A 25,123-nucleotide genomic window follows, 5' to 3' on the forward strand; every position below is an offset into this window, starting at 1 on the left:
CCTCAGGCGTCGATACCCAGGTTGATGACGGCGAGGTAGGAACCGTCCGACTGCTTCTCGACGGTCATGAGGCCGGTGTCGTCGTAGATACCGTCACTGGCGTTGTTCGTGTTGTTCTCACGACCGGTGTGCTCGCTGTACGGGGACTGCGAGTACACCTCGTCGAGAAGGGTCTCGTCGAAGAAGGTCTGCGACGTGAGGACCGTCTTCTTGTCGATGTGCACCTTGACGTGAATGTGGGTGGTGCGGCCCATGTACCAGCCGGGAAAGATCGTGGTGAACTGCGCGATGCCGTTTGCATCGGTGGTCTGGGCGCCGCGCAGGTAGGTGCCGTCGTCGGTGGTGGTGGCTTCGGTGTCGCCGACGCTGTACGAACCGTCGGAGGTCTCACCGGACCCTCCCATGCCGCCGCCCATTCCGCCGGGTGCACCTGACGGAGGTTCGCCCATTCCACCTCCGGGTGCACCTGACGGAGGTTCACCCATCCCGCCGGCCGGGGGAGTTCCGCCGCCACCGCCGCCGCCGTTGGCGCTCAGCGAACCGGATTCGAAGCCGGAGTACACGCCGCCGGCGTCGCAGTGCCAGATCTCGACGACGGCGTTACTGACCGCGCCGATGCTGCCGTCGACGTTGCACTGGCTGTTGTCCTGCACGCGCATCGCAACCTGCAGCGTGGTGCCCGGACGGTCCTCGCGGATGTCGCCGCGAATGGAGTCGACGTCGAACCAGTAGGGACCCTGCGTCTCTTCCTTGCTCATGACACACTGCGGTGCTTTGGCCAGAAGTGCGGTGACGGCATCGCCGGACGTGGCCGCTGCGGAAGCGCCGGAAGTGGTTGTCGTCGATGCAGCCGCGGCCGAAGTCGTCGTGGCGGTGCCACTGTTACCGGAACAGGCTGCGATGAGCCCGCCGAGACTGATGGTTCCGCCGAGAGCGAGGGCCCGTCGACGGCTCACGCGTAGCCTGCTCGCTTCGATGTCTTTGTTCACGCCGCTGTACCTCCATTGTGTGGGCTGTTGTCTCAATGGTGGACGGGCGACCTGGTGCGGAACTGGTTATCCGCTGTGAACTTGCTGGGAGAGCATCTGGATGCTCGAGGTGGCCCGTACGTAGACCTGCCCGCCGGCGTCGACGATGCGCGTTTCGATCAGCGCGAGCCTGCGCCCGGCACGAATCACGGAGGCCTCGGCGCGTAAGACCGGCCCGCCGATGTCGGGTGAGCGCAGGAAGTCGATCTTGTGGTCGAGGACGCGATAGTCCTGATCGGAGCTGGTCAGGGTCTGTGCTGCCAGTCCCGTAATGGCGTCGACTGCCGAGATGAGGACACCACCCTGCACGGCGCCCAGCGGGTTGGCCATCCAGGCGACGGGTGCGAACTCCCCGACGACGGAACCTGGCGTCACGTCGACGACAGCAAGATCGAGTAGCCCGGCGAGCGGTCCGCGTTCGAGTTTGCCGCCTCGGATACCTTCGACGACGTCGGACCCCGACAACCCACTCAGGTTGCTCGTTTTCTCCGGCGTCGGGACCGGTAGCGGCGCACCGTCCACGTAGTCGTCGATTCCGACGACGGGTGGACGCGAGACCACCATTGCGCGGCCGGCCATCACGGCCAGGAGGGTGCCGTTCTCGTCGCGAAGTTGACCGGACGCGAGCCCGACGCCGTCGTCGAGATGCACGAGCGTGCCGGTGGCGCCGACGTCTGCGAGAGCGGGAATGTCGGCGCCCGCGCTGACCGTGACCTGCGCGAGCACGGATTGATGGCCCGAGGTCAGTCCCGAGTACACCGCGCCGCCCATGGCACCGTCGATCATGACGCCGATGGAACCGAGCACCGTCTTGCCACGGTGATCGTGGAAGCGCGGGCCGACTGCCTGCGCGAAGGCCAAGTCGCCAGGCACGACCGATACGGCGCGCACACCCATCAAGGTGTTGAGGGGGTCAAGTTGTGTGACGGGTGCGGCGGAGTTGTCGATGCTCATCCGTCGAGTATCTCCAGCGCGCCCAGTCCTGCCGAGACCGGGTCTCAACCACCGATACGTGAATGCATCTCCCAGACGAGGACTTCCGCCCCGGCATCGGAGGTCAGTTGCTGCCCACCCGAATCGCTCAACCGGACGGCATCACCCTCGTACAGTGTGCCGACGCCCTCCATCTCGGCAGTGCCCTGCGCAACGAAGACGTGCAGGAACGGTGCGCTGGGAAGATTCACGGAGGTGCCGGGCAGAATCCGCGCGACGTGCACGGCGGCGTTCTTGTTGTTGATGCGAATCGCCGAATGATCCTTGTAGCGCTCCATTCCGGAGGCCACCGGGATCAGTCCGCCGCGCAGCAGTTCGTCGTCGATCTCGAGTTGTTCGTAGCCGGGAGTCAGTCCACCTTCGTCGGGTACCACCCACATCTGGATGAAATGCACGGGGTCGGAATGCTGTTCGCCGCCAATACGCCACGAATCGTTCTTCTCGCTGTGCATGATTCCGGTACCGGCGCTCATGCGCTGGGCGAGGCCTGGATAGATGACGCCGGTGTGGCCGATGGAATCCTGGTGCACGAGCGAACCGCGAAGTACCCACGTCACGATTTCCATGTCCTTGTGCGGGTGCGTGTCGAATCCGGTTCCCGCAAGGACGGTGTCGTCGTTGTTGACGAGCAGCAATCCGTGATGAGTGTTGTCCGGATCGTAATGCTGTCCGAACGAGAACGAATGTTTCGAATCCAGCCAGGAGACGCGGGATTTCAAGCGATCACCGGAGCGGTGCACATCGATGTGCGGTGTCGTCCGTGGGGCCTGTGCTCGACCAGATGCCATGGCTCCTCCTTCTGTGCCACCGGGATCCATCACTACCGGATCCACCACTACCGGCATCCACCCTACGACGAACCTGCTGTGTAGTCCGAACATTGGGCGTACTCGGTGGTGTCGTCAGTTCGTCGACGCGTGCATCTCCCACACGAGTATCTCCGCATCGTCGATTCCCTCGACTCGTTGACCGCCAGTGTCCTTGAGTCGCAACGAATCTCCTGGTCCCAGCAATCCGACTCCCTCGACGTCGACAGTGCCGCTGGCGATGAACCCGTGCACGTACGGCGCATCCGGAAGAGATACCGACCCGCCGGTCTCGAGGCGAGCAACATGTAGTGCCGCATGTTTGTTGTGCAGGCCGATGGCGCTGTGACCGCGATGCGCAGGCATCCCCGATGCCAGGGTGATCAGGCCACCGCCGTCGAGTTCGGAGTTGATGTCGAGTTCCTGATAGCTCGGGGTCACTCCGGATTCGTCCGGCGGTATCCACATCTGAACGACGTGAACGGGTTCGGTGACGCGTGAGCCGTCGGCCCGGAAGCGATCGTTGCGCTCGGAGTGCAGGATTCCGGTACCGGCGCTCATTCTCTGCGCGAGTCCGCGATGGATGACGCCGGAGTGCCCAGCGGAATCCTGGTGAACCAGAGATCCGCTGAGCACCCACGTCACGATCTCGGTATCGCGGTGCTGATGAGTGTCGAAACCGGAGCCGGCTTCGATGATGTCGTCGTTGTTCACCAACAGAAGTCCGTGCGCGTACGCGGCGTGATCGAAGTTTCCGGCGAAGGGGAAACTGTGACGCGCGGTGAGCCAGCCGTAGTTGAGGTGCGCACGTTCGGCTGCTCGTTGGACGACCACCGACGACATGTCAGCTCAGCTTTTCGTGTGCTGCCGGGATGGATCCGAGGCGTCCGGCCTGGAAGTCTTCGAAGGCCTGCATGACCTCGGACTTGGTGTTCATGACGAACGGCCCGGCCATCGCGATGGGCTCACGAATCGGTTTGCCACCGAGGATGAATACCTCGAGGGATTCGGTCCGCGAATCCTGGCGATCGGAAGCCGCGACGGTGATGGAGTCACCGCGTCCGAAGACAGCCGTCTGCCCTACTCGAATGGGTCGACGCTCGGCTCCGACCGTTCCTTCGCCGGCGAGCACGTAGACGATGGCGTTGAACTCGGGGTTCCAGGGCAGAGTCAGGCTCGCACCCGGGGCAATAGTGGTGTGGGAGAGCGCGATGGGTGTGTACGTCGATCCGGGTCCGGCGTGGCCGGCGATGTCTCCGGCGATGACGCGCACCAAGGCTCCGCCGTCCGGCGAGGAAAGCAGGGCCACCTTGTTGCCCGTGATGTCCTGGTACCGCGGAGATGCCATCTTGTTGTCGCGAGGCAGGTTGACCCACAGTTGGACGCCGTGGAACAGGCCGCCGCTGAGGACGAGGTGCTCCGGCGGAGTTTCGATGTGAAGGATGCCGCCACCCGCGGTCATCCACTGGGTGTCGCCGCCGCCGATCACACCGCCGCCACCGTTGGAGTCCTGGTGCTCCATGATGCCGTCGATCATGTAGGTGACGGTTTCGAAGCCGCGGTGCGGGTGCCACGGAGTGCCCTTGGGCTCTCCGGGTGCGTAGTTGACTTCGCCCATCTGGTCCATGTGGATGAAGGGGTCGAGGGCGGAGAGGTCGATTCCGGCGAAGGCGCGGTGAACGGGAAAGCCTTCACCTTCGTATCCGACCGGTGCGGTGGTGATGCTCTTGACGGGGCGGTCGACTGCTGACTCTGCCGGCTCGTCGAGGCGGGGCAGGGCCAAGATGTTCTCGACTGTCACAGCAGGCATGTCGTACTCCTTGTATCCGTGAAGCTGATGTCAGGTAGTTGATCTTTCAACTATCTCATTCGGAGTCAACAAAGTCGAGCCCCGGGTATTCCCGGGGCTCGGCTGGTGTTCGGATCAGCGTGTTGTCTGGATCAGCGCAACATGCTGCCGAGGGTTTTTGCCRCTGCCATGACCTCGGCGCCCAGGGCTGCTTGATCCTCGGAGTCGAACACGGAGATTCCGAGGCTGGAGATGGCGTCGCGGCGTCTGCCGGGGATGACTGCCGAGATTCCGAGGACGGACGGGATGACCTCCCCGACGGTCACTGCATAACCCCGTGCGCGGGCAGCCGTCACTTCCTCTCGTTCCCCGCTCACCGGTGGGAGTGAGGCAAGAATGGAAAGCCCGGCGGAGCCGCGGTCGATCGGATCAACCTGCCCTGGATGAAACGCGACGTGAACCTTGGCGCTGCGCGGTTCGACCACCATCAGTGCGCGCACTTCGGTGTCGCTCTCGCGGACCACCAGGTGTGCTGTCGCCTCGGTGGCCTCGGCAAGTTCTTGAAGTATCGGGCGGGCCAGGGTTCGTAAATCCTGTTCCACCGGTTCGGCGAGGGTGACCAGTCCGGCGCCGAGAGTGACGCGCTTGAAGGAGTCTTTGCGGCACAGGTGATGAGCCTCGAGCGTGCGGATCAACCGATGTGCGACAGTCCGGTGGACTCCCACTCCGTCGGCAATGTCCGTGACTGACAAACCGTGCGGATAGGACGTCAGGAGTTCCAAGATCTCGAGTCCGTGGTGCAGCGTTTTCGACATGCTCGAGTCCACTTGAACTGCGCTTTTGTGCGGTCGGTGTTCCTCGCTCAGCTCTGACATCAAATCCCTTTCTTGACGTTTGTGAGGTATGCCACCTACGCTTTGAACATATCGCACAGTGTGTGCGATTATCGCACACTTTACGGAGCTGCACAACCTTCGGGTGGATGCAGCGCAGCGTGTTCGGAGAGAACCTTCATGAGCAACTATCGCGTCGTGGCAACGGAGGATGTTGTCGCAATCCAACAGCTGTACGGCCACCAGAGTCATTGCATAGACTCTGGGCGCCAGCAGGATTGGGCGCAGACATTCACGGACAACGGCGAATTTCATTCACCCAGTTATCCGGAACCCGTGGTCGGTTTCGGCGACCTTGCAGCGTTTGCTGCTCGCTTTCACGCTGCTGCGGAAGCCATCGACGAGGTGCATCGGCACGTTCTGACCAATCTCGTAGTCGAGGCGGTGGACGAGAGTGCTCTCGCAGTGCGCGGGTACCTGCAGATAGTTGCCACCGCTCGCGGCGGCGAATCGCGACTGGTGCGGATGACGACTGTCGATGACCGCGTGGTTCGGGTCGGTGAGGAATGGAAGATCGCCCGCCGCACCGTCTCCCGAGACGACGCACCTCGAGTGTCCGAACAAGGCTGAAGTACCGAAAAGTTTCTTGCACAACAATATTCAGTAGGAGAAGTACATCATGACCGAAAGCTCTGACCAGACGAACCCGGGCCGCACCGTTGTGACGCAGATGTCGGCGGTGTACCCGGAGTTGGCAGGCAAGGTCGCAGTGGTGACCGGCGCGGCTCAGGGTATGGGTGCGACCTTCGCCGAAGGGCTGGCAACACGCGGCGTACATGTCGTCGGCGCCGACATCAACGAAGAGCAGATGCTCGCCACGGCCACACGAATCAATACGGACCTGGAATCGAATGCACTGGCGGACAAGCCGGGTCGCGTCGTCGGAGCTCGGGTCGACGTCACCAAGCCGGACGAGCACGAACTGCTTGCGCAGTTGGCGTTGAAGGAGTTCGGCCGGGTCGATTTCTGGATCAACAATGCGGGTATCTTCCCGTTCGCGCTGGCCGAGGAGATCACCCCGGAGCAGATCGGCGCAACGCTGAGTGTCAATGTCGAAGGAGTGCTCTACGGTGCTCAGGCAGCGGCACGCCACCTCGGTCCCGGCGGCGCCATCGTCAACATGTCCTCGGTATCTGCGCTGCGTGTCCGGAAGGGGAGAGGCGCTTACTGCACGTCGAAAGCTGCCGTCGCGCACCTCACTGAGTCGCTCGCAGTAGAGTTCGGAGACAAGGGTATTCGGGTCAACTCCATAGCGCCCGGCTACATCGACACGGCGATGACGAAGTGGGTCCAAGAAGATCCGATCGCGCTCGCGAACGCACTCGACGCGGTACCGCTGCATCGTCTGGGCTCGCCCGAAGAGGTCTTCGGGCCGCTGCTGTTCCTGCTCTCGGACAGCGCGCGCTACGTCACCGGGCACAGCATTGCGGTGGACGGTGGTTCGCGGCATGTCTGAGTCCACGAAATATCCCGGCGTCGTTCTCGTTACCGGCGGTGCTGCCGGGATGGGAGCGCATCACGCGCGCACTCTCGCCGCGCGCGGTTCGCATGTCTGCATTGCCGATGTTTCGGATTCATCCGGCGTGGTCGACGACATTGTCTCCGCCGGCGGATCGGCGTCCGCTCATCTTCTGGACGTCACCGATGCCGATGCCTGGGACCGGGTTGTCGACGAAATTCGCACCACCCGTGGGGAACTCGGCGGACTGGTCAACAACGCCGGCATCTCGCGTCGGCTCGAATTCATGGACACCCCGAACGACATCTGGGAACTGACCATGAAGATCAACCTCTTCGGTCCGTTCTACGGTATGAAGGCGGTGGCGCCGCTGATGCGCGAGAGTGGTGGCGGATCGATCGTCAACATCTCGTCCATCGCCGGTCAGATCGGATACTTCTCTCCGGCTTACTCGTCGAGTAAGTGGGGTTTGACCGGTCTGTCGAAGTCGGCCGCGGGCAACTTCGCGCAGTGGGGGATTCGCGTCAACTCGGTACACCCGGGACTGGTCGGCACGGCGCTGCTCGGCGGCGCAAACGACTTCGTCGCCGCGTCACTGAAGTCGGTTCCCTTCGGACGCATGGGAACTCTCGACGAGATCACCGAAGCAGTGCTGTTCCTGCTCTCGAACAGTTCGACCTACACCACCGGTACGGAGCTCACCGTCGACGGCGGGTTGGTGTCGAACGGTCTTTACCACCGCATCATCGCGGAGACTGGAGAACTTTCATGACCGAGCACTGGGACGTCGTTGTCATCGGTGGCGGCGGAGCAGGCCTCGCGGCTGCGGTGTCCGCGGCAGAAGAAGGTGCATCCGTTCTGCTGTTCGAGTCCGAAACCGAACTCGGTGGTTCCACTGCGCTCTCGGCCGGAATCTTCACGGCCGCCGGAACAAGCGTGCAGGCCGGACTCGGCGTCGACGACTCGGCGGAGAAGTTCTTCCAGCACTACATGGACCTCAACCAGTGGATGCTCTCACCCGGATTGATTCGTGCGTTCTGCGAAAACGCCGGTCCGACACTGGAATGGCTCATCGGACTTGGCGTCGAAATTCCGGCGGCAATCTCGGGTAACGCTCACCAACCGGGACTCGCCCAGGCCGGCGTCGAGGACGTCTGGCGCGGCCATGTGCCCAAGGATCAGGGATACGGACTGATTCAGGTGCTGGACAAGGCTCGTCGTAAGCACGGGATCGAGGTCATCTTCGGAACACGGGTGCAGAAGCTGATCGAGGAAGACGGTCGGGTTGTCGGTGTTGTCGCCGACGACATCGAGGTACGTGCGGGCGCCGTCGTTGTTGCTTCCGGTGGATTCGCGCAAGATCCGGGCTTGGTGGCGCGCCACTTCCCGGACGCGAACAAGGCCGGAGACGCCTTGTTCGTCGTCGCAGCCGAGGGGAGTCGCGGAGACCATCTTCGTTTTGCCGAAAACCTCGGTGCTTCCGTGGCGGGCGACGGCTGGGGTCTGATGCTGCCCACGGTCTACTTCCAGCGATTCCATCACTGGCAGGCCGGTTTTCCGCCGAAGTCGCGGATCTACGTCAACCAGGACGGCCGTCGATTCATGGACGAGGACAGCTCGTACGCCGTCTCGACCGGCATCATCGACCATCAGGGTGGATACGGTTGGATGATCTTCGACGAGAACGCTCGCGTGAATCTGGCTCCGGGATATGCGGATTGGAATCCCGAACGCATCGAGGAAGAAGTTGCCGCCGGTGGCACGATTCGCGCGGATACGATCGAAGACCTCGCAGTGGCTACGGGTGTTCCGGTTGCGACGTTGACGCAAACCCTGCGTCGATGGAACGACCAACTGCCCAGCGGTCACGACGACGACTTCCTCCGTCATCGCACGCTGCGAAACAAGGGTGCCGTCGGCAACCCGGATCCTATTGCGACAGCACCGTTCTATGCCGCGAAAATCCTTCCGGCGGAGCTCGTATGCACGCACGCGGGAATGGAGATCAACACCGATGCGGCCGTACTCGGCAGCACCGGAGTACCTATCGAGGGTCTGTACGCGGCCGGTGAGGCCGGCGCCGGAATCCTCGGACTGAGATACGTGGGCGGCGGCAATGCAGTTGCCAACGCTTTGACCATGGGCCGCGTAGCGGGACGTAATGCGGCGAATTACACCAGGACCAGCGCTGAGAGCGCACCGGTCCATTCCATCGCGCACTCCTGACGTCCGACGTCTGCGCGGCACCGAATCCAGTCAGTATCCAATCCAGGCAGGGAACAACATGTCAGAGAATGAGACCATGGCGAGAGCCGAATCCACCGAGGGCAGCAGCGTGGCAACCGAACGACAGTCGACGACGAAGGTAATTCGCGCGGCCATCGTCGGTACCGTCGTCGAGTACTACGACTTCGGTATCTACGGATACATGGCCACGACAATCGCCGCGCTGTTCTTCGTTTCCCACGACCCGAACGCAGCACTGCTCGGTACCTTTGCAGCATTCGCCGTGGCCTTCTTTCTACGCGTGCCCGGCGGAATCTTCTTCGGCCACATCGGCGACAAGTACGGCCGAAAGAATGCTCTCTCCTGGACCATCCTTCTGATGGTTCTGGCGACAGCAGGCATGGGCCTGCTGCCGACGTACGCCACGTTGGGTGTGTGGGCCACGTCCATCCTCGTTCTGGCTCGTTGCCTGCAGGGCTTCGCGGCCGGCGGTGAACTCGGCGGTGCCAACGCGTTTGTCTCCGAGTCCGCTCCCAAGCGGTGGCGTGCGACGCAGACCTCGATGGTCAATACCGGCACCTACCTGGGTTCGCTGGCTGCTTCGCTCATGGCCCTCGGCCTGACGTCGGTATTCTCGCAAGAGCAGATCCTCGAGTGGGCTTGGCGTATCCCGTTCCTGCTCAGCCTGCTGATCGGTGGCATCGGTATCTGGATCCGTAGCCAGATGGAAGACACTCCTCAGTTCGAAGAACTGCAGGACAAGGGTGAGACCAAGAAGCTTCCCATCCGTGAGCTGCTCAGCACCTCCGGTGGCAGCGTCGTCAAGATCATCCTGCTGGGTGCACTCATCACCGGTGGCTACTACATCGCCTCGGTGTATGCCGCAACGTACCTGCAGACCACCGGCGGTCACTCGTCGCGCGTTGCCTTCCTTTCCACTTCTCTTGCGCTGGTTCTCGGCGTCATCACGTTGCCGATCTCGGGATACATGGCAGACAAGTACGGGCGCCGGCCGGTGCTGTTCGCCGGTAGTGCCGCCGCAGTGGTTCTCGGAATCCCGATGTTCATGATGATGGCCGGTTCTGGTATCTGGCAGGCGGTTGTCGGTCAGTCGGTGCTCTTCATCTGCGTTTCCGTTGTCAACGGTGCTTCGTACGTGACCTATGTCGAAATGCTGAAAGCATCTGTGCGGTACAGCGGTCTGGCCTTGGGTAACAACGTCACCAACATGTTCCTCGGTGGCACCGCGCCCTTCATCGCCACCTATCTCATCAGCTTGACCGGTAACTCTCTCGCCCCGGCCGGATACTTCGTGTTCTGTGCCGTGATCACCCTCGTCACGGTCTTCTTCATCAAGGAGACCAAGGGCGTTGAACTGCAGGTTGATTGATCACCTCGGGAGAACAGGAGACGTGTTGTGTCCCTCGCTGACAAGCAAGAGATCACCGAAGTTCTGTATCGCTACGCTCGGGCCGTCGATCGGAAAGATTTCGACAGCGTAGCTCTCTGCTACTTCGACGACGCGATAGACAACCACRGTGGTTACATCGGAACTGTCGACGGGCTCATCGAAGACATGAAGTTCAGGCACAAGACGATCGACTCGTCGATTCACTGCATTTCCAACATACTGATCGACGTCAACGGCGATGTCGCTCAGTGTGAGTCGTACTGTTTGTGTTTTCTGCGGCAGGAGCGTTCCGGTACGGATTCGGTGCAGACGCTTGCCACGATCAAGTGCCGTTACGTCGACAGGTTCGAAAGGCGCCGTGGTGAGTGGCGAATCGCCGATCGGATCGTCGTGTTCGACGAATCCCGTGAAGACATGATCGAGAACATCCTGCCCACGGACTGGGTGACGCAACGTCGATCCTTCGACGATCCGGTGTACACAAGGACGCCTTGACCAGTAGTGCAGACGAAGGCCTTCACACACGATGTGTGTGAAGGCCTTTCGCCTGTTCACTGGTCGTGTCAGCCCACTGCGTCCGGTGCGGCGACCTCGGTCAAACGGCCGTCCGAGAGCCTCAGCCAGCGTTCGACCTTGACCTCGGCCAGGAATCTCTCGTCGTGGCTGACCACCACGAACGCCCCCTGGTACGYGTTCAGAGCGCTTTCGAGTTGCGCGACGCTCACCAAGTCGAGGTTGTTGGTCGGCTCGTCGAGAAGCAGAAGTTGCGGAGCCGGATCGGCGAAGAGAACGCACGCCAACGTAGCCCGCAATCGTTCACCGCCCGAGAGCGCAGCGACGGGTAGGTGAGCACCCGCACCCCGAAAGAGAAAGCGCGCCAGGATGTTCATGCGTTCCGGGGCCGGAAGGCCTGGAGCCGACAATGCAAAGTTCTCGGCGACGGTGCGTGCGGGGTCGAGTAGGTCGAGCCTCTGCGACAGATATGCCACCCGACCGTCGGCTCGTTTGACCTCACCGGAAGTCGGCGCAACATCCCCGTTGACGATGCGAAGTAGCGTCGACTTTCCGACGCCGTTCGGCCCGGTCAACGCGATACGCTCCGGTCCTCGAATGGCCAGGTCAATGCCGGGGTCGGCGAAGATCTCACGATCGCCGAACGCGAATTGCATTCGCTCACCAAGGAACACCATGCGTCCGGCGGGTACGTGAGTGCCTGGCAGTTCGAGCGAAATCGTCTGGTCGTCTCGAAGAGCGCGGCCCGCTCTGTCGAGTCGGTCCTTTGCCGCGTCGACCCGGGCGAGGTGTGTCTCGTTCGCCTTGCCGGCCGACTCCTGAGCATTGCGCTTCATGGTCCCCGCAAAGATCTTGGGCAAGCCCGCGTTCCCGAGATTGCGGGCAGCGTTACTTGCGCGTCGTGAAGCGCGTTCTCGGGCCTGCTGCAGTTCGCGCTTCTCGCGTTTGACGTCCTGCTCGGCGTTGCGGATGTTCTTCTCCGCCACTTCGCGAGCAGAGCGTGCCGCGGCTTCGTAGTCGGTGAAATTGCCACCGTAGAAGCTGATCTCGCCGCTGTGAAGTTCGGCGATGCGGTCCATGCGGTCGAGTAGTCCTCGATCGTGACTGACTACCAACAGACAACCATTCCAGTCGTCGAGAACGTCGTAAAGCCTGCGGCGCGCGTCCAGGTCGAGGTTGTTGGTGGGTTCGTCGAGGAGAAGGACATCGGGGCGTCGCAGGAGTTGAGCTGCCAGTCCGAGCGAGACGACCTGCCCGCCGCTCAGAGTGTCGAGGCGACGATCGAACGTCATGTCGGCCAAACCGAGTCGACCGAGTTGGGCACGCGTTCGTTCCTCGATATCCCAGTCGGACCCGATTGTCGTGAAGTGTTCTTCTCGTGTGTCCCCGGATTCGACGGCGTCCAACGCAGCGAACGTCGGGGCGATGCCCAAGACCTCGGCAACGGTCAGATCGCCCGTCAGTGGAAGGTCTTGCGGAAGGTATCCGAGAACGCCGTCGACGGACACACTGCCGGCGCGTGGGCGGAGTTGACCGGCGATCAATCTGAGCAGAGTGCTTTTCCCGACGCCGTTCTGGGCAACCAGCCCGGTTCGGCCACCGGGCACGCTGAAGGACAATTCGTCGAAGACCGGAGTGTCGTCCGGCCAGGCAAAAGACAGATTCGAGCAAACGATGTAGGTATCGGACATGAATAGACCTCAGGTGTCGTGCGGGCGCGGCAACGCTGCTCCGCAAAAAGTCGGGTAAGTGAACGACAACATGGCCACTACGGCAGCGCTCCGAGGCGTCTGCCGGTGGCCGTCATGCCCGGTTTTATCCGGAGATGTCGAGTTCACCAACCATGTCTGATCCTTTTTGGTCTGTGTCGTTTCATCCGACGATAACAGGAGCCGGTATTTACATACGAGCAATACCGGCGCAGAGAAGTTCGACCAGTCTTCGGTACACCCGATCCGGGTCGGTGCCGGCCGGTTGACCCTCTACCGATTCGAGGATGCAGAAACCGTGCAGCGCGCTACGAAGAGACCACGCCGCCTGCTCCGAATCATCCGGGCTCAGACCGTATCCCGCGATCACCTTGTTGATGACGTCTACCACCTCGCCCACGGCGGAGACCAGATCGGGATGCGGAGCAGTGGGGTAGCGGTCGGTGATGGCGTAGAGCCCGGGGTGCACCCGGACGAAGGCACGCCATGCGTCTGCGAGCGCCATGACGGCGTCGTCGCGCGAGAGACCAACCGCGGCGGCACGCAGTTGTTCGGCGAGAAGGTTGCGTGCGAGGAGGCTGAGTTGATGGTGGACGTCGTCGACCCCGTCGACGTGTTTGTACAGGGCTGACTGCCGGACGTCGAGGGTCTCGGCGAGTTGACTCAGTACCAGAGCGTCGGCGCCTTTGCTGTCGACCAGGTCGGCTGCGGCAGCGATCACGCGTTCACGGGTAACCGGAGTTCTCATGCACGCATCTTCCCTGTATGACAGGCTTTGCGTCGGTGATACATTATCACCATGAGTGATGAAGTATCGCCACGCGTGCCGTCCGGCGATCAACTACGCCGTCGTGACCTGCGCGTAGTCGTCACCGGTGCATGCATCCTCGGGTTGACCTCGGTGCTCTATGAACTCTCAGGAGTGTCTCCGTCGACGGGTGCCTTCTTTCGGTGTCTCTATGCGCTCATCCCTCTCGGCATACTCGTGCTCGTTCAGCGTCGTCGGTCATCCCGGTCTTCGATCTCGGCGCCCTGGATCGTGAAGTCATTGCTTGCCGGCGCGTTCCTCGGAATCGATCTTGTGCTCTGGCACGAGTCGATTCATTCGATCGGGGCAGGTCTTTCGACTGTGATCCTGAATTTGCAAGTGCTGTTCGTCGCAATCCTCGGCTACGTTGTTCTGCGCCAACGGATCGGCCGGGAACTGGTCGCCAGCCTTCCGTTGCTCTTCGTCGGAGTTGCTCTGGTAGCCGGGACGAGCACAACGCTCACCGGGGCGAATCCTGCTGTCGGAGTGTCGTTTGCCGTGATCGCCGCAGGCGCCTACGCGGTCTACATCTTCCTGATGGGTCTGGCTACTCGGGCGGCGGGTAGAACGGCTCTGCCGATGTTCGTCTCGACGGGAGCCACTGCCCTCACTGCAGGTGCATACGGCCTCGTGAGTGGAACTTTGGATCTGACGCCTTCGCTCGTAGCTCAAGGCTGGCTTGTCCTGCTCGCGTTGGTATCTCAGGTGATCGGGTGGCTCCTGGTGGCCAGCGCCAGTCAGCGTCTGCCTGCCAGTGCAGTCGCCGCCAGCCTGGTGTTGCAATCGGCGTCGGCACTGCTGTTCGGCGCGGTGATGCTTGCGCAGACCCCAACTCTCGTCCAACTTGCAGGTGCCGGAATGATTTTGGCCGGAGTGGTTGTGGCGACGCGGATACCTGCGAAGAAGTCCTCGACGACTGTAGTCGGAAAACGAATGGAGACAAGCGTATGACACCGGTGGCTGACCACATCTACATCAACGGCGAGATCAGGACCATGGACGGTGCTGTCAGCGATAACGCGACCGCTGTGGCAGTCAAGGACGGCAGATTTGTCGCCCTCGGAACTGATGCCGAGATCTCGGCGCTGACCGATTCCGAAACCTCCGTTGTCGATCTCGCCGGAGCGGTGGTTGTTCCGGGGTTCATCGAGACGCACCTTCATCCGATGATGTGGGGTTTGATGCTCAGTGGGGTCGACGCAACGACGAGTGCGTGCCCGACCATCGAGCAGTTGATCACGGCGTTGGCCGCACGGGCCGCGATCACACCAGTTGGCGAGCCCATAGAAGCGTGGGGCTTCGACGACAGCCTCGTGGCGGAAGATCGAGGTCTGACCGCAGCTGATCTGGACAAGGCATCCACCGAGCATCCGATTCTGGTGCGGCACTTGTCTGCTCACGGGATCTATGTCAACTCGGTCGCACTGGAGAAGGCCGGGATCGATGCCACCACGGTCGATCCGGAGGGTGGTGTCATCGTTCGGGACAGTGACGGTGTACCCACCGGTGAACTGTGCGAGGTTCCGGCAATGTCTCTGGTGCACGGACTTGTTCCGGATATGAACCCGGATGCGTCCAAGATCGCGATGCTGCGGGCGCAGGAAGTCATGGCTTCGGTGGGCGTGACAAGTTTTCACGACATGTACGTCACAGCCGAGATGTACGAGGCGTACCGGCAACTCGACGCTGATGGTGACTTGAGGCTGCGTGCGCGCCTCTACCTCGGCCACGGGGTTCACGATCAATTGGGCGAACTCGCCGATTCGACAGATCGAGTTCGTGTGGGCGGCGTCAAACTCATTTCGGACGGGTCGATTCAGTTGCACACCGCTGCGCTGACCGAGCCGTACCACGATCTGGGCGGATGCCACTGCGGCGGAATRGCAATCCCGGCAGGTGCACTCGGGGTGCTCGTCGCGGAACATCACGCTGCCGGCCGGCAGGTTGCGATTCATACCAACGGTGATCAAGCCATCGATTTTGCACTGGACGCAATTGCAGCGGCACGGACGGCACACCCGGACGTCGAAGTTTCGCATCGACTCGAGCACGTTCAGACGTTGCGGGAAGATCAGATCGTGCGGATGGTCGAACTCGGGGTGGTGGCGTCGATCTTCGTGAACCACGTCTACTACTGGGGCGACCGGCACCGTGATCGGTTCCTCGGACCGGGTCGTGGCGAGCGGATCAGCCCCGTGGCGTCGGTCGTGGCGGCGGGGCTTGCCTACGCGCTGCATTGCGACTGCCCTGTCACTCCCGTGAACCCGCTCTTCACGATGAACACAGCCGTACACCGTGTGACGCGAGAAGGTCATGTTCTGGGTGCAGAGCAACGGGTTTCCGCGTCCGATGCGTTGGCCGGTTACACAAGCGCTGCCGCCCGTCTCACCGGTGAGTCATCGGACAAAGGTCGGATAGCGGTGGGACTTTTGGCGGATTTTGTTGTGCTCGACGGAGATCCGTTGCGGAGCGCTTCTCGGGAATTGAACGAACTGTCGGTCCTGCGCACGGTTGTCGGCGGTGAGACCGTCTTCGAGGCGTAGGGCCTCCGCCTTAGTTGTTGCTCGATTGTCGCTGCTTTCGAAGTAGCGGCAGTCGAACAATTTCCAAAACAAACCAAAAGTTTGTAGAACCTGTTTCAGTTCATTTTCGGACGCCAAGGACCATCTGGACGAAGGTTACTTCAGCAAACGGGTTGCAACAAAGCGCTAGGTTTTTCCAATAGTCCAGGTGAGAGGCGATTCTGTAGTCAAGTTCAGGTTTCAACAATCTTCTGGACATTCGACCAGCTTTTCGCCAAAAATTACTGATACGTGTGGTAAAAATCTAAACGACGCAAGCGGACGTCGACAGCACGAGAGAGGAATGGCCCGTTCGCGAGAACGGCTCGCAATCTTTCCGCAACACGCTCTCGCTCTGCACTTACCGCTACGACCCCTCACTGACCACGGATGAACGAAACCCTCTGCCCGTACCAGGGCGCACATGACTGGATCCGACCAGCTTTCTCACCCTGCAAGCTCCCCGCCACGGGGACCAGACGAAAAGAGTGTCCATGAACAAGGCAACCAAGGGCGCAGTCGCGGCCGGTGCAGCAGCACTTCTCCTCGCCGGTGGCGCGGGAACCATGGCGGCGTGGAACGCAAACGCGCCTCTGAACGGCGGCACTATTTCTTCGGGCAAGCTGACGCTGACGACCGAAGGAACCCCGTCGTGGACGGTTTCGAACGCAGCTGTCAACGGTGGTACCGCGGCCCCCGTCACCATCAGCACATTCAAGGTTTCGCCTGGCGACGTCCTCACCTACTCCGGCTCCGTCAAGATCGGTGCTGTGGGCAACAATCTGAGCGCGACGCTCAAGGCGGATGCTTCGACGATCACGGGAACCGGCACGCTGAAGGCCGAGATGGCTCCGGTCACGACGGCGACGGTCGGAGCGACTCCGTTGCCGACGAACGGAACAGGCGTTGTCATCACTTCCGCGAACAACGACAACGTCGTCAGCGTGAATGTTGTCTTCGACTTCACGAAGGCTCCAGCAACCAACAGTTCGCAGGACAGCCAGGTCGATCTGACGAACTTCAACGTCACTCTCGATCAGGCCTAAGGCTTGCGTAAGCACTACCGTTGGTGGGCAACTGCCGCCGCGCTGGTCATCGGACTGATCTTTGTATCGGTGCAGCAGACCAGCGCGCGGTGGACGGCCGCTGAAACACTGTCCGGTGGCACGATCCAGTCCGGGATCCTCGACCTGACGGTGGGCAGTGCCGGTAGCGGCCAGAGCAGTTACGACTTCACTGCTCTGGGCGCCACCGGTATGTTCCCCAACGCATATGCACAGGCTCCGTTGACAGTTCACAACTCCGGAAATGTTCCTCTCAATTACCGGATCCAGAACGTCGCGCAGTCTTCCGCTGATGTTCCGCTCTCACTCGCGGTGACGCCAGTGACTTCAGAGGCCGGTTGCCCCGCCCAAGGCACAGCTGCCGGCACCGCGATCTACGACGGGCCCATGGTCGGTGCTCAGGTACCGACAGCTCCGGGATGGCGCACTGTCGCTGCCGGCGGTACCGATATCTTGTGCCTGCGTGGCACTGTCGGTCCTGACGTTGCTTCTGGTGTCTCCACGAGCGTGCACTTCTCATTCGAAGCGGAGTCGGTATGACGCACGCAGTGAAGGGTTCTGATCAGAGAACCGGCGCCTGGTGGTGGATCCGCAATATTGTCTCGTGGGCTCTGCTGCTGGGTGTTCTGGCGATTCTGTTGTCGACGGTCGTTGTTCCACGTTTGACGGGGTCGACGCCCTTCACTGTGTTGACCGGCTCGATGCAGCCCACCTATCCACCCGGCACCCTTATCGTGGTGAAACCGCAGGACGCTGCCCAATTGCAGGCTGGTGATGCGATCACCTACCAAATCGAGTCGGGGAAGCCCGATGTGGTTACGCACCGAATCACGATGGTGCGACTCAACTCCGCTGGTGATCTCACCTTCGTCACACAAGGCGATGCAAATCCGATAGCGGATCAGAATCCCGTTGTACCGGAGCAGATTCGCGGCAAGGTGTGGTACAGCGTGCCGTACATCGGGTACGTATACAACGCCATCACGGGGCAGATGCGCTCGGTGATGCTGACGGTTGTCGTCGGCGCACTGTCGATCTATGCCGTGTTCATGTTCGTCGGATCGGTCCGTGACCGTACCCGGCGACGTTCTGCGTCTGCAGACCCCCAACCTTCCGAACCGAGTGCGCCGGCGCCTCGAGTTGAGCAGCAAGAAAGGCACAGCCATGTCTAAGCACGAGGAGCAGCAGGCGCCCGCCTCGCTCGGTACACGTCTGGTCCGGGGCGCAACCAGCGGCCGCGCACGCGCGATCATGTCGGTGGGAATTGTCCTGGGCCTCGGTGCCGTTGGCACTCTTGCTGCGTGGACTGACAACGCTACAGCGACTTCCGGCGTATTCAGCACCGGTTCGATCGAGATGAAGCTCAACGGTGACCCGGGAGATCCGACTGCTTACGGCTTCACCGCGTTGACCAAGACGGGCATGATGCCCGGCGACAGTGTCACGGCAACTCTGCCTGTACAGAACACTGGCGCGGCACAGTTCAAATACACCATGGCAGCAACCGCAACAGGCGAGGCCGCGCTTGCCCCGTTTATGAAGGTGACTGTTCTCGATCAGAGTTGCACAACCCCGATTGCCGGCCCGGTCGGCTTGTCGACGACTGCCGCGACTCCGATCATCACAACAGGACGTCAGTTGGCTGCGAATACAGGTTCTGAGACTCTGTGCTTCAAGGTTGCGCTCGATACGGGAGTGCTTTCGGCACAACAGAACAAGTCGATCAATGTTTCATTCCAGTTCGCGGCGACGACGGCCTGAGGTGACCATGTCTGATCACACAACTCTCGGCAGTTCGAGATCGGCACGTGCCGGTCGCGAACTCGCGCTGACAATAGGGGCGGTGGCTGGACTCATCTGTGTTCTCGCCGCCGCGGCATCGATGCTGTTCGGCATCAAGCCGCTCGTCTTTCGTTCGGGTTCGATGTCTCCCGAAATCACCACTGGCTCCTTGGCATTGGCTCGAACCGTGCCCGCCACCGACCTCTCAGTGGGCGACGTCGTAAGCGTCGTCAACGGACAGGGCACGCGCATCACACACCGCGTGTACGAACTTGACCAGCAGGCTGGTAACTCCGTCACGGTGACTCTCAAGGGCGACGCAAATGCCAAGCCAGACGTGGAGCCCTACTTCATCACCGAAGCCGACCGCATTTTCTTCAGCGTCGGGGGCCTGGGCTACGCAATTGCTTGGCTCTCCAGCCCACTCGCGATCTTCCTCGGCGGAGCGTTGGTCGGCGGATTGGTGATCATTGCCTTCCGGCCCAACTCTCGCCGCAAGGATTCGGATGACGGTCCGAGTGGAGGAGTTGGCAGTGTGGACACGGAAGCTGCTGCAACGATGGAGTTTCCGATGGTTTCTTCGAGCAGCGGGACAGGCGGACATCGCTCGGCGTTCTCGCTCCGAAAGCTTGCGGTTCTCGGTGTCTCGGCCTTTGCACTGATCGGTGTTACGCAGGTGAGCGGCACCGCAGCGGCTTTCACAGACACTGCCGTCGCAACGAGTGGTGCCATTACCGTGAGCGGGAAGATCAATCCTGCAACGAGCAGCGTCAGTTGCACGACAAACGGCATAGGTGGCTCTCAATCGTCCACTGTTAAGTGGAGTCACATAGGCCCCCAATATCGCTACGAGGCGCGGTACTACAACGGAAACTCGTTGATGAAAACATGGGGATACGATCCCGGTGTCGGTGCCGCAGTAGGAACCCAGGTCTCATCCACTATCTACTACACAGATGCTGGTTACAGCGTTTTCAACTCATACACGTACACGCTTCGCATCTACACGATCAACCGAATCACGGGCGAATCGTCAACGGACTGGCGAGGGTGGAACCTACGCCAACCTGCGTCTCAGACAAGCATCTATTGCCAAGGTGAGGCAGGCTCGATCGCCGGCGCGGCTGTCGCTGAAACTGAGCAGCTTGCTCGCGGAGTTGCTCCGACAACCGCGACGGCTGCCGAGACCACCACGTCCAGTACGCCGACAACGACAGGCACGTCGACGACGGCTCCCACTACGGCTGACGTGACAACCACGACCGGTCCCACCACAACAACGGAGACCTCGACCAGCACTACGACTCAGTCGACAACTCCGACAACGACAACGGATGCAACGACGACAACGGATGCAACCACGACAACCAGCACGACCACGAAGGAAGTGCCGGTGGCATTGGGTGCGGCGGAGACATCGCTGACCGGGTACAGCGCAGCGTTGATGCAGGACGGTGCCAGCGTCGCGGTGGTGGTCACCGACAGTTCGGGTACGGCGGTGTCGAGCACACCGGTGAGCGCCACGGCGACCGTGATGTGGCAGTCCGACGCAGACGACCTGTGGATCGTGGACGGCCCCAACATTTATCGAGTCAATGCCGCAACGGGTGTCGCGGAGAAGAACCCCTCCGGCGAAGCTCCCGCAGAGATCGCTGCCTGGATCGACGGGCAGAAGTGATGAATAAAGAACAGAGGGAATTCGGGGACGGGAGAGTTCGGATGAATGATCGTATCGTTCCCGCAAGTCGATGGAACGCGAGACGTACCAGAATGATCGGGGTATCGCTGGTCGTACTCGGCGGAGCGGCATTCCTGACGGGCTGTGCTGATACCGGCTCGCTGGGTTCCTCAGGCGGCGGCAAGCCCACCACGACCACTTCCGTTCCGGCTACGACTACCCCTGTCGTGACTACTCCGGTCGAATCCGGTTCGTTGGCGCTGAAAACCGTCACTGCACCAACATGGACGGATCAGAACGGTCCGATCGATCTTTCGACAATGGTTGTCGTGCCGGGCGACGTTCTGACCTATCACGCCAGTTTCGCGTTGGAGATCAAGGGAACTGAAATGAAGGCAAAGCTGTCGACCAGTGATCTGGGTGTCTCCGGCGGAGCTGCTCTGGTTGCCCAGCTGAAGCCGGTCACGGAAGTCAAGCTCGATGGTGTACCAGTGCCGGTCGGTGCGGACGGAACTGTGGTCAGTACGTCGAAGGACGGCAAGATCGTCGATGTGGCAATACGTTTCACCTTCGACAAGGATTCCGCGACAGCGTTGTCAATGGATCAGTCGTTGAACTTGGCGCGATTCGACGTGAATCTGGTGCAGATACCTGCATGATAAGGCGCGGTCGACGCCAGAGTAATAGCTGTTCAGAAGTGGGGGGGGGGGATCCGGAGCTGGCAGATCCGGTCTTTACTGATCCGGTGTCGAGTGAACCGAAGCTCGCCGACCCCAAATTCAGGGAACCGAAATCGAGTGATCCGGTTCCGCCGGGCGTGACGGGTGTATCGGTGGAATCAAGCGTGAGGTCTACACTCCAGTTCGGCGTAATACTGCCGTTCTGCGACGAATTCCCTGCTTCGAAGGGCATTCCGATGACGAAGGCAACCTTGGCACTTTGGCCCGGTGCGAGGTGGACCGAGTTCAACTGGGTCCTTGGTGTGGCGGCATTGCCGGTGACGGTGAGCGGATTGCCGGCGACGCCGTTTACGTCGACACGAAGGAATGCTTCCATGCCGTCGCTGATTTCGTAATCTCCGACGTAGAAGTGTGCCTCACCTGCGCGGTCCGATGCGTTTCGGACGTAAAATGTGGTTGTGTTGGTCCCACCCGGGATGAGTATGTCTGTGCTCCAGACGATTTTGGAAGTATCTCCCCAGGTCGAGTAGTCCGCGGAGTACTCGATGATTCCACTCTCACCGTCCGCTGCGTGAGCGAGCGACGGCATCAGCGCTCCGCCCACCAGTGCAAGTACGAGGGCCGTGAGTATCCCAATGACTGTGCTCCATAGCGCACCAGGCTTTCGAGATGAGTAACTGATAGTTTTCATAACTCCGAATTCTAGTCGGACAAACGTCCGAGCGTGACGAGTTGTGAGAGCTAACTGTATGTTGTGCAACAATTTTCGGAAGTCTGACGAATCTACTGGGAGGCAGCTGAAAATGAACTGTGATCGGAGCGGATGTGAGCCGCAGATTGGGAGCGCGGATAGCTGGTTGATCGCTTGTCGAGTGGGTTTCGATGCCGGCCATGCGGGGTAAAGGATTCTCATCTGCAATGGCTTCAGTCGCTGTGTAGATGTTGATTCGGCATTTGGTATTTCTTACAGATTCAGCTATCTTACTGCAAAGTAAGTATGAATTCGGCAATCGATCGGGGCGATTGCCGACCTGAGTACGAGGACCGATATGCGGTTAAACCTGGGGGCCGTAGTTCGGCGACGTCGTTGGGCGCGCGACGTATTGGCAGCCACGGCGGCATGTGCGCTGGCGATGTCCGCGTTGCTGTCGGTCCAGACATCAGCCTCGGCGTCCGAACTGGACGAGTATGTGAACTTGCCTTTGGTGAATCGGAATGCCGAACACGGTCCGGGCGGTGTCCATCCCGCGTTGCCGACTGATCTCGGCACCTTGCAAGCCCTTATGGAAGAAGCCCGCGCCAGTGGTCGCAGTCCGGAATCCTATGCGGCCTTGCTGTTTCAGTATCGATTGGTCGCTGCCACGGAAGCCGCCGGAATCGATCTCTCATCGTGGAACCCGCGCGCCGGAGTGTCGGCTAATCGCACCAACCTGGTGAAGTCGTACCGCTACTACGAGGATCTGCAACTCGGGCACCCGGAATTGCAGTGGGCGGGCATGGGCGGACAGGTAGGCGCAGACTTCGGCGGGGGACTGATCGACTTCGAACTGATGGCGGACGTGTACTCGTTTCCGARTCTCCAGCAGGTTGCCAATTCGATAGTTTCTCAGGTCACGGATCAGGTTGGCGTGCAGGCGCTGAACCAATTGCCGGCAGGGCTGCGCGCACTCGCGGCGGTGGGCAGGAACGTCACGGCGGACGACTTGGATTATTTGCTGGGGATGATCCTGGTGATGCAGAAGAACATCTTCTCGGATCTGATGCCGATGCATCAGGCATACGTGGATGAAGGGCTTCCTGCACTGGAGGAAATGCAGAGTGCCGGACTATTCGGCAAGGATGTCATGGACGCCTGGCGTGATGTCGCGTCCAGTGATTCGAATCGGATCGCACTGGGGAACGTTGCGCTGCTCCAACGTGAGCAAGGGGTGATCATCCGCGACCAGTGGGATACCGTGCGCGCCTACAAAGGTGATGTGGGAGAAGCGATCACCTACGCATCGACCGTTGCCGGCTCGCCCTCGGTCGCCGGCGTGGTCCCGCCTCGCTCGTTCCGGCCCCTCGAGTTCACGACGACACTCGCCGACGGACGCACCGCGAACGTGACGATGCCGCTGCCGGATTGGAACTGGTCGGTGTACGAGGACCGGTGGGACTACATCACCTCACAGCTATTGCCGAAGTACCGAGCGATGGTCGAAGAAGATTGGCCACGGCTCGTAGCCACATTGAGTGTTCCCTACGAAATTCAATTGGAGAGCCACCGCCCGATGATGACCCTCCCACAAACTCTCGAATCGGCCCTCTCCAGTTTGAAAGTGACGGTTCAGTGATGTCGTCGGCGACATTCCGAAGGTTGGCGCCGCTGGTAGCGCTGACCGTTGCGCTGGTCCTGCCAGCAACGGCCGGAGCTGAGGTGCCGGACAATGATGTCCCGAAAGACGTGCAAACTCCTGTATCCGAGGAGTTTCGGACCGACACCCCAACTCTGGGAGAGGTATTCAACGGGTTCACCGTCGGTGCTCTCAGTTCAGGGGAGTTCGCATCCGAAGAGGAGATCTTCACTGCTCTCACCGCCGATGATCCGTTTTACGACGAGCCGGTGTTGACCGGCGCCGAGCGTCCCGGTGATCTCCTGAAGTCGAAGAAGGTGGATGTACTGTTCACCGGATACAGACCGGGACAGCTCGACGCCTACAAGATCATGTATGTCACAACCGGAATCGACGGTTCGACGCCGGTAGTGAGCACTGGAATCATGATGATCCCGATCGACGGAACGCCGGCGTCGGAGAAGAAGATCATCAGCTATCAGGAGGCCAACGACAGCGTCGGCGGCTACTGTCATCCGAGTTCACACTGGACCGGCGGCGATCCGCTGGACGGCGCCTCCTGGTCGGCCTTGGGTCCACTGGCGCTGATGTTCGGAAAAGGCTATGCCGTAGTGATTTCCGACGTCGGGAACAACGGAGACCGTGATCCCCACGGTGTCTTCGCGGGTAAGTTCGCCGGGCACGCCCAGTTGGATGCAGTGCGCGCAGCATTTCAGCTGCAGGATTCCGAGCTGAATCCGGAGGCGGAGATTGCGTTGTTCGGAATCGCTGGTGGTGGAGTCGGTTCGGCATTCGCCGCAGAATCTGCGCAGTCCTACGCGCCGGAACTCGATATCGTCTCGACAGTCCTCGAGGGCATGGTGATCAAGCCCCGAACATTCATGGAGACAACAGATTCCTCGGTCGGCGCGGGCTTCGGATTTGCGACGCTCCTCGGTCTCGAACCGTGGTATCCCGAGATGAAGTTGAACGACAAGCTCAATCCCGTGGGCCGAGTGATTGCCGACGTGTACCGGGGTGAGTGCCAGATGCCGGCGTACTTCACGCTTCCGTTCGTACCGTTGGCAAGCCTTTTCGCGCCGGGAATCGATCCGATCACAGAACCCAGCTTCCAGCGTGCGTACGACGACAACGTATTGGGCCACGGCGCTCCGGCGTCGAAGGTATTGATAACTTCGTGCGCAAAGGACGACTCCCCGATGTCACTTGTACCGGCAGCTGATGCGCGAGAACTGGCGGACACGTACAGAAGCCGAGGGACGGACGTGAGCTATCAGCCCACCGACTGCAGTATGGATCGCGCATTCGCGGATCCATACGGTTGGGGGACAGACCTGTTCGGAATGCAGACAATCGATTGGATTGCCCACAATTTCGACAACTGAGTGAA

The 25,123-nt window shown here is 60.9% G+C and carries 24 protein-coding genes; 16 read left to right on the top strand and 8 right to left on the bottom strand.

The genetic code is table 11. The features are described 5' to 3' along the window. Positions 1-2: 2 nt before the first annotated feature. From AC1DWA_RS00960 to AC1DWA_RS00985, 6 genes are all read right to left on the bottom strand, one after another. Positions 3-989, bottom strand: a complete 987-nt coding sequence (locus AC1DWA_RS00960; protein WP_003940340.1) for a peptidase associated/transthyretin-like domain-containing protein — start codon at positions 987-989, stop codon at positions 3-5. 66 nt (positions 990-1,055) lie between these two features. Next, the gene (locus AC1DWA_RS00965; protein WP_097386919.1) at positions 1,056-1,982 is read right to left on the bottom strand and encodes a PaaI family thioesterase; all 927 of its coding nucleotides are present in this window, start codon (positions 1,980-1,982) and stop codon (positions 1,056-1,058) included. 44 nt (positions 1,983-2,026) lie between these two features. Continuing rightward, positions 2,027-2,809, bottom strand: coding sequence for a pirin family protein (locus AC1DWA_RS00970; protein WP_477845693.1), 783 nt, complete (start codon positions 2,807-2,809; stop codon positions 2,027-2,029). 114 nt (positions 2,810-2,923) lie between these two features. After that, positions 2,924-3,670, bottom strand: coding sequence for a pirin family protein (locus tag AC1DWA_RS00975; protein WP_020970713.1), 747 nt, complete (start codon positions 3,668-3,670; stop codon positions 2,924-2,926). Position 3,671: 1 nt separating this feature from the next. After that, on the bottom strand, positions 3,672-4,637 hold the full coding sequence (locus tag AC1DWA_RS00980) for a pirin family protein (protein WP_020970712.1): 966 nt from the start codon (positions 4,635-4,637) through the stop codon (positions 3,672-3,674). Positions 4,638-4,768: 131 nt separating this feature from the next. Further along, complete coding sequence (locus AC1DWA_RS00985; protein ID WP_477916435.1) at positions 4,769-5,491, bottom strand: IclR family transcriptional regulator; 723 nt, start codon at positions 5,489-5,491, stop codon at positions 4,769-4,771. A 138-nt stretch (positions 5,492-5,629) separates the two neighbouring features. Between AC1DWA_RS00985 and AC1DWA_RS00990 the strand changes: the two genes are divergently transcribed. From AC1DWA_RS00990 to AC1DWA_RS01015, 6 genes are all read left to right on the top strand, one after another. Next, the gene (locus tag AC1DWA_RS00990; RefSeq protein WP_400818928.1) at positions 5,630-6,079 is read left to right on the top strand and encodes a nuclear transport factor 2 family protein; all 450 of its coding nucleotides are present in this window, start codon (positions 5,630-5,632) and stop codon (positions 6,077-6,079) included. Between the two features lie 49 nt (positions 6,080-6,128). Then, positions 6,129-6,965, top strand: a complete 837-nt coding sequence (locus AC1DWA_RS00995; RefSeq protein WP_003939904.1) for an SDR family NAD(P)-dependent oxidoreductase — start codon at positions 6,129-6,131, stop codon at positions 6,963-6,965. Then, a complete protein-coding gene (locus tag AC1DWA_RS01000) occupies positions 6,958-7,740 on the top strand; it encodes an SDR family NAD(P)-dependent oxidoreductase (RefSeq protein WP_019745204.1) in 783 nt (260 codons plus the stop codon). The genes AC1DWA_RS00995 and AC1DWA_RS01000 overlap by 8 nt, the downstream gene beginning before the upstream one ends. After that, entirely contained in the window at positions 7,737-9,194 is a 1,458-nt protein-coding gene (locus AC1DWA_RS01005; protein ID WP_046379242.1) for an FAD-dependent oxidoreductase, read from the top strand. Before AC1DWA_RS01000 ends, AC1DWA_RS01005 begins: the two co-directional genes overlap by 4 nt. A 76-nt stretch (positions 9,195-9,270) precedes the next feature. Then, entirely contained in the window at positions 9,271-10,584 is a 1,314-nt protein-coding gene (locus tag AC1DWA_RS01010; RefSeq protein WP_007731424.1) for an MFS transporter, read from the top strand. A gap of 27 nt (positions 10,585-10,611) precedes the next feature. Then, positions 10,612-11,100, top strand: a complete 489-nt coding sequence (locus AC1DWA_RS01015) for a nuclear transport factor 2 family protein (RefSeq protein WP_477916436.1) — start codon at positions 10,612-10,614, stop codon at positions 11,098-11,100. Between the two features lie 68 nt (positions 11,101-11,168). Here AC1DWA_RS01015 and AC1DWA_RS01020 read toward each other — a convergent pair whose 3' ends face one another. Beyond that, positions 11,169-12,809, bottom strand: coding sequence for an ABC-F family ATP-binding cassette domain-containing protein (locus tag AC1DWA_RS01020; RefSeq protein WP_477916437.1), 1,641 nt, complete (start codon positions 12,807-12,809; stop codon positions 11,169-11,171). 208 nt (positions 12,810-13,017) lie between these two features. Continuing rightward, entirely contained in the window at positions 13,018-13,575 is a 558-nt protein-coding gene (locus tag AC1DWA_RS01025) for a TetR/AcrR family transcriptional regulator (protein WP_003940110.1), read from the bottom strand. Positions 13,576-13,626: 51 nt separating this feature from the next. On the opposite strand from AC1DWA_RS01025, the gene AC1DWA_RS01030 reads away from it, so the two are divergent. The 10 genes from AC1DWA_RS01030 (at position 13,627) to AC1DWA_RS01075 (ending at position 25,118) form a co-directional block, all read left to right on the top strand. Then, complete coding sequence (locus tag AC1DWA_RS01030) at positions 13,627-14,586, top strand: DMT family transporter (protein WP_020970706.1); 960 nt, start codon at positions 13,627-13,629, stop codon at positions 14,584-14,586. Beyond that, a complete protein-coding gene (locus AC1DWA_RS01035) occupies positions 14,583-16,178 on the top strand; it encodes an amidohydrolase (RefSeq protein WP_477916438.1) in 1,596 nt (531 codons plus the stop codon). Before AC1DWA_RS01030 ends, AC1DWA_RS01035 begins: the two co-directional genes overlap by 4 nt. Positions 16,179-16,690: 512 nt before the next feature. After that, positions 16,691-17,242: an alternate-type signal peptide domain-containing protein gene (locus tag AC1DWA_RS01040; protein WP_024488239.1), complete on the top strand. Its 552-nt coding sequence runs from the start codon at positions 16,691-16,693 to the stop codon at positions 17,240-17,242. A gap of 3 nt (positions 17,243-17,245) precedes the next feature. Then, positions 17,246-17,800 (top strand): hypothetical protein, encoded by a 555-nt coding sequence (locus AC1DWA_RS01045; RefSeq protein ID WP_029256184.1) that lies wholly within the window; start codon positions 17,246-17,248, stop codon positions 17,798-17,800. Next, positions 17,797-18,432, top strand: a complete 636-nt coding sequence (locus AC1DWA_RS01050) for a signal peptidase I (protein ID WP_024488237.1) — start codon at positions 17,797-17,799, stop codon at positions 18,430-18,432. The genes AC1DWA_RS01045 and AC1DWA_RS01050 overlap by 4 nt, the downstream gene beginning before the upstream one ends. Next, positions 18,425-19,021, top strand: coding sequence for a SipW-dependent-type signal peptide-containing protein (locus AC1DWA_RS01055; RefSeq protein ID WP_060938034.1), 597 nt, complete (start codon positions 18,425-18,427; stop codon positions 19,019-19,021). Before AC1DWA_RS01050 ends, AC1DWA_RS01055 begins: the two co-directional genes overlap by 8 nt. 7 nt (positions 19,022-19,028) lie before the next feature. Beyond that, positions 19,029-20,720, top strand: coding sequence for a signal peptidase I (locus AC1DWA_RS01060; protein ID WP_477916439.1), 1,692 nt, complete (start codon positions 19,029-19,031; stop codon positions 20,718-20,720). Between the two features lie 41 nt (positions 20,721-20,761). Further along, positions 20,762-21,379 carry an alternate-type signal peptide domain-containing protein gene (locus AC1DWA_RS01065; RefSeq protein WP_192804820.1) on the top strand — a complete coding sequence of 206 codons (618 nt, stop codon included), beginning with the start codon at positions 20,762-20,764 and terminating at the stop codon, positions 21,377-21,379. Positions 21,380-22,449: 1,070 nt separating this feature from the next. Beyond that, entirely contained in the window at positions 22,450-23,733 is a 1,284-nt protein-coding gene (locus tag AC1DWA_RS01070) for a hypothetical protein (protein WP_477916440.1), read from the top strand. Continuing rightward, positions 23,733-25,118: a lipase family protein gene (locus AC1DWA_RS01075; RefSeq protein ID WP_477845698.1), complete on the top strand. Its 1,386-nt coding sequence runs from the start codon at positions 23,733-23,735 to the stop codon at positions 25,116-25,118. Before AC1DWA_RS01070 ends, AC1DWA_RS01075 begins: the two co-directional genes overlap by 1 nt. The last annotated feature ends 5 nt before the right edge of the window (positions 25,119-25,123 follow it).

The sequence above is a fragment of the Rhodococcus sp. P4_F3_2 genome (assembly GCF_056401335.1).